The sequence below is a fragment of the Thauera linaloolentis 47Lol = DSM 12138 genome, assembly GCF_000310205.1.
GTDB lineage: Bacteria > Pseudomonadota > Gammaproteobacteria > Burkholderiales > Rhodocyclaceae > Thauera > Thauera linaloolentis.
Genome location: NZ_AMXE01000001.1, coordinates 23,186 through 35,748, shown reverse-complemented (window position 1 = coordinate 35,748; position 12,563 = coordinate 23,186). Strand labels below are relative to the sequence as shown.

Sequence of the window (12,563 nt, the reverse complement as noted above, 5' to 3'; positions counted from 1 at the left end):
GCGGTGATGTCGATTCCGTCACCCTCGTCGCCTATGAGGCATATGGCAGGAGAGAGTTTTGGATATCAGTAAAGAGGTTCTGGCAGTCATCGACGAAGTCTTGAGTCTCGGCGGGCGGGCGCTCGCGTACGATCGCGACACCCCTCTGCTGGGGGCAGTGCCCGAGCTCGACTCGATGGCGGTGGTCGGGGTCATCAACATGCTCGAGGAGCGTTTTGGCTTCATCGTCGAGGATGACGAGATCGATGGTTCGTCGTTTGCCACCGTTGGCACCCTGGTGGATTTCGTCGAGGGCAAGCTGGCTTGACGGGGCTTGCTGCGCTTCGGCGCGATGCATTCTTCATGCCCGCTCCGGGCGGTGGCCGTTTCTGCTTGCTGACCATGCCGTCGAGGGCGCCGCGTGGGGCTCTTTTGTTTGTGCATCCGTTTGCCGAAGAGCTGAACAAATCACGCCGTATGGTAGCGCTTGCCACGCGTGCTTTCGCCGAGAGCGGTTGGGCCGTGCTGCAACTCGATTGCTTAGGGTGTGGAGATAGCGCGGGGGATTTCGGCGACGCTTCGTGGCAGGCCTGGGTGAACGACGTCGGGTTGGGATACGGCTGGCTGAAGGAGCGGTTTGGCTTGATGCCGGCTTTGTGGAGCCTGAGGGCCGGAAGCCTGCTGGTGAGTGATTGGCTTGCGTCGAGTGGAACGCGCGCAGCCTGGTTGGGATGGCAGCCGGTGACCAATGGCAAGCAGCATCTCACCCAGTTTCTGCGCCTGAAGGCCGCGAGCGAGATGTTGGCCGAATCCGATGCCCGTGCTGCGATGGCCGCACTGCGCGATGCAATGCAGCGCGGTGAGACGGTGGAAGTGGCTGGTTATGCACTTGCCTCCGGCCTTGTGGCAGGCATGGAGCGAGCGGCAGTGTGCCTGAATGCTGCTGCCATCGCTGAGCCAGTTGTGCTACTGGAAGTAGTAAGTGGTGACCGACAGGCTGTGTCGCCCGGGCTTGCACGCCTGGTCGAAAGCGGAGTGCAGGCCGGCGCGGATGTGACGGCCGACGTGGTCGAAGGAAGCGCTTTCTGGCAGACGCAGGAAATCGAAGAAGTCCCCGCGCTGATCGAACGTTCACTAGTGGCTTTGGAGCGGTTCGTATGACAGCGGTACGTGATGAGGCTTTCCTCTTCGAATGCGGCAAGGATGAACTCGTGGGCGTGGTATCGCGGCCCGAGGGGGAGGCTGGGCCGCTCGGGGTACTCGTGATCGTTGGCGGCCCGCAGTATCGGGTGGGAAGCCATCGCCAGTTCACTTTGCTGGCGCGTGCTCTTGCAGGGCATGGGATGGCCTGCATGCGCTTCGATTACCGAGGAATGGGTGACGCCTCCGGTGCCCCCAGCAGTTTTGAAGCGCTGAATGACGATGTGCGTGCAGCGGTGGATGGGTTCTGCCGCCAGGTGCCCGAATTGCGCGGCGTAGTCCTATGGGGGCTGTGTGATGGTGCCAGTGCGGCATGCTTCTATGCTCCGACCGATGAGCGTGTCCGCGGGTTGGTGCTGTTGAATCCTTGGGTGAGGACAGCCCAGGGTGAGGCTCAAACCTATCTCAAGCACTACTACCTGAAGCGGCTCTTCTCCCGCGCCTTTTGGCTCAAGCTGCTGAGTGGTGGCGTTCGTGTCGGGCAGTCGGCTGCGAGCCTGTCGGCGGCGCTGGGGCGGGCGCGTGCGTCTGGTGACGCAGACGGAGCCGCGGGAGGTGATTTGCCCCAACGGATGTTGGCAGGGCTGCGGCAGGCTGGGTTATCGGTGCTGTTCGTGCTGAGCGGGAGGGATTATGTGGCCCGCGAGTTCGAGCAGGTATGGCGTGGCGATGCTATATGGGCGCAACTGCTCGATGCGAACACGGTCAAGCATCTTGCGGAAGCCGATCACACTTTCTCCAGCGCAGAGTACAGGGGGCAAGTGGCCGACCTGTCGGCTGATTGGTGCGGCAGGATCGCCGGACAGTTCTGATTGTCGTTCGAATGGGAGATGGACTGAAATGAAGTACGGTTTGGCGATGCCTTTGGCGCTTGTGCTTTGTGTCTCATGTCCGGTCGCCTATGGGCAGATGCTTTCGCCCGAATGCGGCGAGCTTGCGAATGCGTACGGGCCGTTCGACTATCGTACTCAGACCCGCGAATTGGTGATCGTTGAAAGAGTGCACTTCACGCCTCAAATCGAGAGTCTGGAACGTGGCCGGACGAGTACGACTGCTGGGGGCGACATCGATTACACACTGCGTGCCTCGCCAAATCACCATCGTGCATTGAAAGCGATGATGGACTTGGGCAGAAAGGAAAAGAGAAGCACTCCAGCAGGGTCTCGCTATTCGATTTCATGCTGGTTTCAACGCGCCGAGGTTTTTAGGCCGGATGATGCAATGGTCAAGGTGCTGCATGGAATCTTCCTGCTAAGAAGCGGTAAGAGCGGAGAGGCCATTGCAAAGCTCGAGCAGGGTGCTGCTCTCGATGAGAGCGATGCAAATATTCAGTACAATCTTGGGCTTGCTTACTTGGATGCCGGGCAGCACGAGAAGGCGCTGCAAAGCGCGCACCGTGCCTATGCGGCGGGTTTTCCGCTGCTAGGACTAAGGGATAAGTTAAAGCGCATGGGCAAGTGGCGGGAAGCTCAATGAATATCCGGGCTTCCCGCGGGTGTCAGGCGTTTTGCTTGTCTGCCCGGGGTGCTCGGACTCACAGGCGTGCGCATTGCATTCGGCTCACCCTGGATTCCTGAGTATGCGTAATGAGCGACGAATGGCCCGTTTAGGGATGTCCGCCAGGAAGCGCCACGCTGAAATGAGAAATGGACCTTTGTCGTGAAAGTCGAAGTAGACTCCTTCTATCCTCTTGCCGACAAGGTATTGAGGAGCCTTGAATAATAGCCAGAATAAGGCTCCAGGGTCGCGCTCGCCGTTTACCCAAAGGTGGGTTTTGCGCTGCATTGTTGCAGGTAGCGGCAGCTTCGCAGTGGACGCGTATTCAAGTAGTGTGAGGTCCACACCATTTGCCGCGCACAAACCTGCCCAGAAGTCTGTTCGCCCCACTGTAGGTTCGATGACCCAATACTGGCCTGCAGGATCACGCTTGAGTTCCAGTGACACTGGGCCGGATAAATTCAGTCCCTCGAAGAATTTGCAAACCAGAGAATGAACTTCATCGTTGGGCTCCGAGACTGCGATCGTAGTATGGCCCATCGGGCGAGAGCGCAACTTCCGGCCTTCAAAGCGCGCCAGTATTCGCCCTGCATCGAGATAGAGTGCTCCGAAACGGATCGTCGTATCATCGCCTTCGATGAACTCCTGCGCAATGATTGGCATGCTGGCTTCCATGCGTGTGCGTGCGCTCATGAAAGCATCTGTTGAGTCGGAAACCTGTGTCTTGAAGGCGGATACGGGGCGGATGGGTTTGGCAATGACCGGAAATCCAAGGCTGGCCAGTTTTTGCGGCGCCTCGTCAAAATCAGTCAGGAGTATGGACGCCGGGTAGTTCAGGCCCGTGTCGTGGCACCGGGCCTCGATTTGATCTTTTGCCAGTAAGGGAACAAGCGATGCCGTGGCATGACACCAACTCAACTTGAAGTGACGAGAAACAACTTCTGCATGTCTGCCGACCACTTCGACCATTTTGTCGTTTGTGAGCAGCAGGACGTCGCCTTGGCTGTCAGGTTTGTCCTTGGCTAGCGCGACCAATGCATCGATAAGCCCTTCGTTGTTTATGTCAGGAACGATGCGTATTTCAGCGCAATGGGTGCGCATGCCCGGCAAGGTCGGATTTGCTTCTAGTGCGATGACGCGCACTCCAGCACGATGCAGGCTGCGAACCATGCCAATGCCATGGGCGCACAGGCCCACAACGATGGCGCCGGGGGGGGAGTGGGTATTCGACATGCTTTTCCGTTGGTATCAGTCAGAGTGGAGTATCTCTTATTCTGTCACGGGTGTCGTGATCGGAGCGACTTCAACTGGTGTGGAAGAAAACTATGCTGTGCCTGGTGGGCGCATCAGGGGACTGACTCAGCTCTACCGTGCCGGGGAGGCCTGGGGATCTGGCCAGCCTGAACGAAGTCTGGCGAGATGCTGTTCGAGCCCTTCGGCGGACAGGCGCGTGCCAGGAGAGGACATGAGGTCTTCAGTTGCACAGTTTCTTCCCAGCAACTTCGCCAACATTAACTCCCCCATTTCGCGCTTGTAGTGGGCGGGTTCCCAGTACCAGTGGATGCTTGCGCCACGTTCGCCGCGTCCTGGGGGTGTTTCGCTGGAATAGGCGTCTACGCTATTGAAATCCCACAATGGGGTGCCGAATTCGTTGGCGATCCGGGTGATGTGCCGTTTCCAGTCATCGAATGCAGGCCATAGGCCCGCAGCCTGAATGGTCCGCAGATAGTCCAGGTGATAGGGGTTGATGAACAGGCTTACTTCAACGTCTTCGCGCTGTGCCCAGGCGAGAAAGTTTCTCAGCGCTTCCAGGCTCTCAGAGTGTGCTCGGCCGGCAATGAAGAGCCCGAGCCCCGGTCTGCTTAGACGTGCAATGAGTTCGGCGTTTTTTTGCTGGAACAGCACGTATTGCCCTTCGCTGCGGATGATTGCCTCGTAGTCATGTCCGGGGTTGAATCCGTCGGCACGGCGGTCGGTTGTGAAGGGAGCGCGCTGTTGGACGGTGGTGAAGAGTGAGTCGGCGAGAGTGTTGAGCGAAAAGAGGGCACTCAGCTTGTCCTGTGCCTGGGTACTGATCTCTTGCCAGGCACCTGCACTTTCGTTGGGAATGTCGAGCCGGCCGGCATAGCTCGTTGCCAGGCTCGCCCAGTCTGTCGGGGGCATGGAGGACTGGGTAGAGGTGTCAATGAGGAAATCGAGGAAATCAACACCAAGTAGCACTTTCTTTCCTCTGCCCGCCGAGAGTGCGTGTTTGGCGTACTGTGTTTGCATATAAAAGCTGGCGCCGGGGATGCCGGTATTGAAGACGGGTTGGTCGTCTTCCTGCCAGCATGGGCTCTGGGGGTCGAGGCCGAGTTCCGGGCGTGAATTGCCTGCGATGACGGTCATCGGGCCAAGGGCTGTCGCCATGTAGGGTTTGGTTGTGCGAACACGCTCTCCTGCTGCGGGCTTTCGGGCGTTCAGGCCGTCGATGCGGGCCGTCCCGAATAGCCCATAGGGATCGATGACGTAGTTGATCCCGGCAGCCAAGGAACAGATGGCAACGAAGCTGCCGATGAGCCAGGTCAGGAAGCGGCGATACTGAGGTGCATGATCCATGGCAGCTTCAGAACTGGAAGTAGAGGAATTCGGAAATGCTCGTCATGGCAAGTACGCCGAGGCCCGCCAGTACGCCGAGGATGACTGCCCAGCGTGAGTTGGGACGCCAGATGAGCTGGTTCTTGATTACTGGCAGGGGATGGACTTCATTCTCGGGTCTTGCGTGATGGAGGTGCATGCCTGGAAAGAAGTCGCGCATGATTTCCTGTGTGTTCGGCATGACGACCACGATGGGGAGTAGGGCGAGGACCCACAGCCAATTGAGTATGAAGTGTGTGCCGCCACCAAGGTAAGTCTGCATGCCTAGGCTCTCGAGGACTGGCCAGATGCTACCGAGCCGGGCTGCGAGGGCATTGGGAAGAGCGATGCCGTTCAGGCCGGCCATACCCTTGAGTATCGCTGCCGCCGCATCGACGCTGCCGGCGCGAAAGAACACCCAGCCGATGACGACGGCAAGGAAGGTGAGTGCCCATGAAAGTGATGCCGAGAGTATTCGGGGTAATAGAGGAGCCGGAAACATGTGGCTGACCAAGTGCCGCCATGCGTGATTGATACAGAGGTAGAGCCCATGGAGCGCTCCCCAGGCGATGAAAGTCCAGCCCGCGCCGTGCCATAGCCCGCCAAGTAGCATAGTAAGCATGAGATTGCGATAGCGCTTGAGTTTGCCGCTGCGATTGCCGCCGAGCGCGACGTAGAGGTAATCGCGCAGAAACGTGGATAGCGTCATGTGCCAGCGACGCCAGAACTCGATGATGTTGGTTGCCTTATAGGGCGAATGAAAGTTGACCGGCAGCACGATGCCGAATAAGCGAGCCGCGCCGATCGCCATGTCGGAATAACCGGAGAAGTCAAAGTACAGTTGCAATGTGTAGGCTAATGCGCCGCCCCATGCCTCGAAAAATGTGAGCGAATCGCCTGCGGCGGCGGCACTGAAGGCCGGAGTAGCGTACTGGGCGACACCATCGGCCAGCACGGTTTTCTTGAACAGGCCTAGGGCGAAGATGCTGAGCCCGATCGCGATGTGCTGGGTCCGTGGGCTGAGTGCGCCGGGCTGCATGAATTGCGGGAGCATGTCGCGGTGGTGCACGATTGGCCCGGCGATGAGTTGGGGGAAGAATGTGACGAATAGTGCGTAGTGAGCGAAACGGTACTCTCGTGCCTGGCCTTGGAAGGCGTCTACGAGATATGCAATCTGTTGAAAGGTGAAAAATGATATTGCCAGTGGCAGAATGACTGTTTCCAGATGGAAATGGGTATTCGCAATAGCGTTCAGGCTGTCGACGGCAAAATTTGCATACTTGAAATAGCCCAGTAATGCCAGGTTGAAGACGACGCCAGTGGTCAGCCAGAATCTGCCCGCAGCGGGTTTGCGAAGTCGGTGAGATTGCCCCAGAATCAGGCCGAAGCCAAAGTTGGCGGCCGTTGATGCCAGTAGCAGCAATAGATAGGCCGGCTTCCACCATCCATAGAAAAACAGAGATGCCAAAACAAGCCAGACGATGGCGGGCTCGCGTCCTTTGCGCGCAACCCAGAAATAGACAGCGAAGGTGACAGGCAGGAACAGGAAAAGAAACTCGTAGGAGTTGAACAGCATCAGCCTGTGTCTCGATGGTTACCGTACTTGGGTGGTGGGCAGGTGATGATCGCCGATGGGGATTTATTTGTCAGTAGCTTTGCGGCGGGCGTCGTGTGTGGTGTGCCGACCGCTTTGATATGCCAAGCTGAATCACGAACCCCAGGATGAGCGCGAGAACCGGGTCGGTCGTCTCCGCCGTTCTGCCTGCAATGAAGATCTGGGCCGCCTCGACCGCGATGAGGCAGCCTGCAACGGCGATGGAGGCCGGAACCGGGTGGGCGCCGTGCCTGGCCATGAGCAGGATCAGTGCGCCGTAGAAGTACGTCTTCTCGATCAGGTTCATGAGGTTGTTGCCCATGTCGCCTTCGAGCATGCCGGTGAATGGAATCCAGTGGAATGCTTCGGGTGTGCTCTGGATGGCAAAGGGGGCCAGCCCTGACAGAAAGAGGCTGAGCAGCATGGCGATGAGCAGCACGGGCAGGGCCGAGGGCGCATTGCGCCAGCGCAGAAAGGCAAGGGCGAGCCCCAGCCCGAGGACATTATTGAGTGAGATGCCTGCACCGACGATGAGCACTTTTGCGCCGACAATGAATACGCCCACAGCGGCGAGCATCAGGCTGGATGTTCTACCGGCTGCAATGATGTCCCACAGTTTGAAGAACGCGAGCCAGGCGACGGCTGTATGCAGCGTGCGTGGTGCATCGAACTGTGGCGAAAGCAGCAGCGGCTTCAGCGCGTTGGTGATGTTCTGCAGATCGAGCGTCGGCACGAACGGGAACCACTGATAAGCGAGCCACGAAAGCGCCAGCCCCAGGGGGATGAGGGGTTTTCGGTTGCCGGGCAGCGACGGCATGAGGCGGCGTGCCAGCCCCGCGGCGGTGACGCCAAGCAGCATGCCGGCGATGTTGACGAATACGTCGCCAAGTGCAGGGACGCGGCTTGGCAGCCACAGTTGGGCGATCTGTAATGCCAGTGCCAGCGATCCTCCAAGCCCAAGCAGGACCGCGAGCGCTGAGGCAGGGTGGTGCTTGCGCGTTCCGGCCATCGACGCCGCTACGAAGCCGTAGGGTGCGAACAGAAGTAGGTTCCCGACCAGATCGCCGCGGCTCATCTGTAGATCCGGCTGGGTGAAGAAGGTACTGACCTCGGTCAGCCCCCTCTCGCCCAGGGAGAAATCGAAGGGATATAGCGAGCCATAGCCGATCAATACGGAAATGAGTATCAGGAGAGCCAGCATCCCTGTCGTCCGCTTGTGTCCCGTGTCCTGGCCCGGCAGAGCTTCAGATGAGCACTTCCGTCACTGCCGGGTGCCCCAGGAAGCGCTGCGGGCTGGCGCTGGCGCCATAGGCGCCTGACTGGTAGATGGCGACCAGGTCGCCTGGCTCGGCGCTCGGCAGGTTCATGCGGTCGGCGAGCAGGTCGAGCGGCGTGCACAGCGGGCCGACCACGGAAACGGGTTCCAGGACCACGGCATTCATCCGGTTGGCGATTGCCGCGGGATAGTTCTTGCGGATGACCTGGCCGAAATTGCCCGATGCCGATAGGTGATGGTGCAGGCCGCCGTTGGTGACGAGGTAGACATGGCCGCGCGAGATCTTCTTGTCGAGCACCCTGGCGACGTACAGGCCGGCTTCGCCGACGAGATAGCGGCCGAGTTCGATGACGATCTCTGCCTGGGGCAGGGCGCTGCGGGCTTCTTCGGCAATGGCGGCGAGGTTGGCGCCGATGGGGGCGAGGTCCAGCGGCTGCTCGCCGGGGAAGTAGGGAATGCCGAAGCCACCGCCGAGGTTGAGGAATTTCACCGGGGAGGGCGCGTGCTCCGCCAGCCGGCAGGCGAGCGCAAAGCTCTTCTGCTGGGCTTCCACGATGGCTTCGGGTTTGAGGTTCTGCGATCCGGCGAACAGGTGGAAGCCCTCGAAAGCCAGCCCGGCGCTGCCGATGGCGGCGAGCAGTTCCGGCACTTGTTCGGCATCGACGCCGAACTGCTTGGGGCCACCGCCCATCTTCATGCCCGACGACTTGAGTTCGAAGTCCGGGTTGACACGCACCGCGACGCGCGCAGGCAGGCCCAGTGCGTGCTGGGCTGCGGCGAGGAGCGGCAACTCGCGGAAGGATTCGATGTTGATGAGGATGCCGGCGGCAACGGCCTGAAGCAATTCGGTTTCCGTCTTGCCTGGGCCCGCGAAGCTGATTTCGTGGGGGGCGGCGCCGGCATCCAGCGCAACCAGCAGTTCGCCCGCCGAGGCCACGTCGATGCCATCGACCAGCTTTGCCATGTGGCACACCAGCGCCGGCATGGGATTGGCCTTCATCGCGTAGTGCAGCTTGACCGCCTTGGGCAGCGCGGCGCGCAGTTGCGCCACGCGGGCGTCTAGCAGGCCGCGGTCGTAAGCGTAGAACGGCGTGCGTCCGACGCGCGCGGCGATGCGGCTGATGGGCTGGCCGTTGATGAGGAGTTCGTTCCCTTCGGTCCGGAACTGCGACATCGGGGTGTGGACGGGGGCTTGGCGGGCTTCGGTCATGTCGGCATTCGTGTCGTTGCTGGGAGGCAGGAAATCAATCGGGTACGTGCTCACGCATCCAGAATTCCATCATCATCAGGATCCACACCATCTCGCCATAGTAGCCGGGGTGGGCCGGAAGGTGCGTCGAAATGAGCGCATCGATGAAGGCCGGACGGACGATCCCGCGATTGCGGAAGCTGCCCAGGGCGTCGGTGGCAAGCGCCTTCAGGCCTGCATGCTGGCAGGCCCACACGCCGAAGGGCAGGCCGAAGCCATGCTTCTTCTTGGCGATGATCTCGTCGGGCAGGAAGCCGCGCAGGGCCTCCTTGAAGAACCAGCGCAAGGTCAGCCGCTTGAGCTTCCATTCCGGCGGCAGGGTAGTGGAGAAATCCGTGAGTTCGTCACTGAGCAGCGGGAAGGCCACATCGACACCGGCCAGTTGCGTGGTGCCGATGACCTTGGGCAGGTCATTGTCGGCGAGCGTGTACTTCCAGTCATAGTTGAGCAGGCGGTTGATGTGCGAGCGGGCGTTGGTCGCCTGCCAGACTTCGCGCTGTTCACGTTTCGGCTGTTCGAGATCGATGCGGGCGAGGAAGTCGGGTTCGAATACGGTGTCCATGCCGAGGCGCACCAGCATGTTGTACATGTGGATGCGATCGGGCATCGGAACGCGCGCCTGCTCGACGTAGCTCGCGCCCTTCTTCACCAGCGGGATGCGATCCATGCCCGGCAGCGACAGCGTGGGTTCGAGCAGGCCGCGGCGCAACAGGCCGGGCACGCCTTCGTACCAGCCGAACACGCGCTGTTTGGCATAGCGGGTGTTGCCGCCGAAGAGTTCGTCGCCGCCATCGCCGGCGAGCATCTTGTCGATGCCATCCTCGCGCGCGCGCGTGGCGCAGATCCATCCCGGCAGGGCCGAGGAGTTGCCGAAGGGCTGATCGTAGTGCGTGGCTACCAGCGGAATGCCACCGACCAGGTCATCCGGCGTGACGTAGTATTCCCGATGGTCGGCGCCGAAGCGCCTGGCCGCGATGCGCGCATATTCCATCTCGTCGTAGCCGCTGGCATCGAAGCCGATCGAATAGCTGCGGGCAGGCTGGCCGAGCACCTTGCACAGCATGCCGGTGACCGTGGAGCTGTCGGTGCCGCCGGACAGGAAGCAGCCGACTTCGACGCCTTCGGCCTCGTGGCGCACGCCATCCTCGATGATCTGCAGGAAGCGCGCCTTGGATTGCTCGAGATCGGGGCTGGTGCTTTCTTCGAAGACCGGCTGCCACCAGCGCCGGCATTCCGCCTTGCCGTCCTGCCACTTGAGCAGATGACCCTGAGGCAGCCGGTAGATGCCCTCGAAGATGGTCGTGGGCGCAGGAATCATGTGGAAGAAAAGGTAGTCGAACACCGCCTGTGGCGAAACCTGCCGGCGAACGCCGGGGACGGTGTCGGCACGGTCGGAGAAATGCAGGCGTCCATCATGTTCGGCATAACACACGGGCCAGGTGCCGAAGCGGTCGGTGGCGAGCAGTGCCTGCCGTCCGTCCGACTCCACCAGAATGACGCTGAAACGACCGCTCGCCTGTTTCAGGGCGTCGTCGCCGTGCGTGCGGAAGGCCTGTACCCAGGCGGCGGCCACGCCGCGCTGCTCCCGGAGCTGCTGCAGGGCGGCGTCCTTGAAGCGGGGGGTGCCGAGCGCGAGGCAGAGGCGCCCGTCTTCCTGGAACACCGCTACGTCGGCTCGGTAGCCGATTGCACCTTGCGGAAACTGGACCCGTGCCAGTTGATCGGGGAAACCGTTGGTTGCGCCGGTCGCTGCATCCGACGTGTGAAGTACTCCACAGAACCGCTCTAGCACACAGAACTCCGTTGGCCACCTGGGCCGAGAAAGACGAAACGCTGCGGATGATGCCGCATGGAACACGAATTGTCAGTGATACGTGTCACTTCATCATGACGCGAAGGCCGGATTTTCGCCCGGTTCGAGCAGCCAGGCCGATCAGTCGCCGCTTTGCAGTGCGCCGGGCAGCCAGTGGCGCAGGGGCGGGAGAGGCCGGGTTCCCCGTGGCAAGGCGAATTCGGCTTCGGGGGCCAGTGATATGGAGCGGACGCTGCCGGCAGGTTTCGTGGCCCAGCGCAGCAGGCTGCTCCCGCGGGGGAGGAAGTCGAGCGTGTCCGGGTCGCGCAGGCCGCCGGGAGGAAGTGGAACGTTGCCCGTGAATGTGCCGCTGGCCGTGAGCGTGAATGCGCCGATACCCGCCGTGATGTTGTTGATGCCGAGGATTTCGGCATCGGGCGGCAAGTGGTCGGAAAAGGTTCGCAGAAACCACGTGCCGGCCAGCCGGTCGCTGAGCAGCGTGTTGTGCGACAGATACAGGGCGCTGTCGGGCCAGATATTGCCCTCGGCACCGTAGGCAATGACGATCGGATTCTGTGTGTTGGCGCTTTGGCCGATGATGTTGCCCACGACGAAGGCCACACCGCCGTTGGGCAGTTCGAGTTCGTAGGAGGCTTCGCCGTGCGGCCCGTCGTAAAGCAGGTTGTAGCGTATGTCGTTGTAGCGCGCGCGCGACTTGAGCAGATGGCCATGATAGCCCTGGTGGAAACGGCTGCCGCTGATCTCGAAGCGCGCGATGCGGCCCACGTAGAGCAGATGGGGAAGTGGCCGCTCCTGGCGTGGAGCCTGGGCGAAGAGGCTGTCGTGGATCGTGAGTTCCGCATCCTCGAAATTCGCCGTGAGGATGCCGATCTGGTTGTCGATGAAAGTGCTGTTGCGCACTTCGAGGCGGCCGCGCTCGAAGCGGATACCCGCGCCATTGCCGTCGCCGGCTCGCGCGCCGCGAAATTCGATGTTCTCGACCTGTATGTCGCCGTTACGGATGACCCAGATGGCCTTGCCTTCGGCGACCCTGCCGTCCGCGATCAGGACCGGGCGTTCGCCGAGGCCGCGGATGAGCAGACGTTCTTGCTTCCAGACCGCGACATCGCCACGGTATTCGCCGGGCATGATCTCGACGATGTCGCCGTCGCGCGCGGACTTCGCCGCATCGGCAATCCGCACGAACGTCTCGCCGGGGCCGACGCGGAGGACCGCGGCGGCCAGGTCGAGAGACAGGACGGCACCCAGGGCGAGCAGCCCGGCGCGGAGCGCGGTAGTCTTGCTGGAACCGGTTCGCAAGCCTGCAGATAGCGCGACGCTTCCTTTGTCGGTGGGCATG

At 61.1% G+C, this 12,563-nt stretch carries 11 protein-coding genes; 4 read left to right on the top strand and 7 right to left on the bottom strand.

Annotated features, from left to right (window positions below):
* Positions 1 to 58 precede the first annotated feature (58 nt).
* Genes C666_RS00145 through C666_RS20235 form a run of 4 tightly spaced genes read left to right on the top strand, consistent with a single transcriptional unit; the run spans position 59 to position 2,655 of the window.
* Positions 59 to 307: an acyl carrier protein gene (locus C666_RS00145; RefSeq protein WP_004332283.1), complete on the top strand. Its 249-nt coding sequence runs from the start codon at positions 59 to 61 to the stop codon at positions 305 to 307.
* Positions 304 to 1,140: a hydrolase 2, exosortase A system-associated gene (locus tag C666_RS00140; RefSeq protein ID WP_028792185.1), complete on the top strand. Its 837-nt coding sequence runs from the start codon at positions 304 to 306 to the stop codon at positions 1,138 to 1,140. The genes C666_RS00145 and C666_RS00140 overlap by 4 nt, the downstream gene beginning before the upstream one ends.
* Positions 1,137 to 1,991: a hydrolase 1, exosortase A system-associated gene (locus tag C666_RS00135; protein WP_004332279.1), complete on the top strand. Its 855-nt coding sequence runs from the start codon at positions 1,137 to 1,139 to the stop codon at positions 1,989 to 1,991. Before C666_RS00140 ends, C666_RS00135 begins: the two co-directional genes overlap by 4 nt.
* A 28-nt stretch (positions 1,992 to 2,019) precedes the next feature.
* Complete coding sequence (locus C666_RS20235; protein ID WP_028792184.1) at positions 2,020 to 2,655, top strand: tetratricopeptide repeat protein; 636 nt, start codon at positions 2,020 to 2,022, stop codon at positions 2,653 to 2,655.
* Between the two features lie 84 nt (positions 2,656 to 2,739).
* Here the strand turns inward: C666_RS20235 and C666_RS19430 are convergent, their stop codons facing one another.
* From C666_RS19430 to C666_RS00100, 7 genes are all read right to left on the bottom strand, one after another.
* Positions 2,740 to 3,909: a carboxylate--amine ligase gene (locus tag C666_RS19430; RefSeq protein WP_004332274.1), complete on the bottom strand. Its 1,170-nt coding sequence runs from the start codon at positions 3,907 to 3,909 to the stop codon at positions 2,740 to 2,742.
* Between the two features lie 132 nt (positions 3,910 to 4,041).
* On the bottom strand, positions 4,042 to 5,274 hold the full coding sequence (locus C666_RS00125; RefSeq protein ID WP_004332271.1) for a hypothetical protein: 1,233 nt from the start codon (positions 5,272 to 5,274) through the stop codon (positions 4,042 to 4,044).
* Positions 5,275 to 5,281: 7 nt separating this feature from the next.
* Positions 5,282 to 6,868, bottom strand: a complete 1,587-nt coding sequence (locus C666_RS00120) for an MBOAT family O-acyltransferase (protein ID WP_004332269.1) — start codon at positions 6,866 to 6,868, stop codon at positions 5,282 to 5,284.
* A 70-nt stretch (positions 6,869 to 6,938) separates the two neighbouring features.
* Positions 6,939 to 8,087 (bottom strand): VanZ family protein, encoded by a 1,149-nt coding sequence (locus C666_RS00115; RefSeq protein WP_004332267.1) that lies wholly within the window; start codon positions 8,085 to 8,087, stop codon positions 6,939 to 6,941.
* A 43-nt stretch (positions 8,088 to 8,130) separates the two neighbouring features.
* Positions 8,131 to 9,372 (bottom strand): pyridoxal-dependent decarboxylase, exosortase A system-associated, encoded by a 1,242-nt coding sequence (locus C666_RS00110; protein ID WP_086013341.1) that lies wholly within the window; start codon positions 9,370 to 9,372, stop codon positions 8,131 to 8,133.
* A 34-nt stretch (positions 9,373 to 9,406) separates the two neighbouring features.
* The gene (locus C666_RS00105; RefSeq protein WP_004332263.1) at positions 9,407 to 11,074 is read right to left on the bottom strand and encodes an asparagine synthetase B family protein; all 1,668 of its coding nucleotides are present in this window, start codon (positions 11,072 to 11,074) and stop codon (positions 9,407 to 9,409) included.
* 270 nt (positions 11,075 to 11,344) lie between these two features.
* Positions 11,345 to 12,562 (bottom strand): right-handed parallel beta-helix repeat-containing protein, encoded by a 1,218-nt coding sequence (locus tag C666_RS00100; protein WP_028792181.1) that lies wholly within the window; start codon positions 12,560 to 12,562, stop codon positions 11,345 to 11,347.
* Between the last annotated feature and the right edge of the window lies 1 nt (position 12,563).

Bases quoted from the DNA above. Each gene is read 5' to 3' on its own strand.
- C666_RS20235 (WP_028792184.1), top strand. From the start codon at position 2,020: ATGAAGTACGGTTTGGCGATGCCTTTGGCGCTTGTGCTTTGTGTCTCA.
- C666_RS00115 (WP_004332267.1), bottom strand. From the start codon at position 8,087: ATGCTGGCTCTCCTGATACTCATTTCCGTATTGATCGGCTATGGCTCG.
- C666_RS19430 (WP_004332274.1), bottom strand. From the start codon at position 3,909: ATGTCGAATACCCACTCCCCCCCCGGCGCCATCGTTGTGGGCCTGTGC.
- C666_RS00100 (WP_028792181.1), bottom strand. From the start codon at position 12,562: ATGCCCACCGACAAAGGAAGCGTCGCGCTATCTGCAGGCTTGCGAACC.
- C666_RS00110 (WP_086013341.1), bottom strand. From the start codon at position 9,372: ATGACCGAAGCCCGCCAAGCCCCCGTCCACACCCCGATGTCGCAGTTC.
- C666_RS00135 (WP_004332279.1), top strand. From the start codon at position 1,137: ATGACAGCGGTACGTGATGAGGCTTTCCTCTTCGAATGCGGCAAGGAT.
- C666_RS00125 (WP_004332271.1), bottom strand. From the start codon at position 5,274: ATGGATCATGCACCTCAGTATCGCCGCTTCCTGACCTGGCTCATCGGC.
- C666_RS00120 (WP_004332269.1), bottom strand. From the start codon at position 6,868: ATGCTGTTCAACTCCTACGAGTTTCTTTTCCTGTTCCTGCCTGTCACC.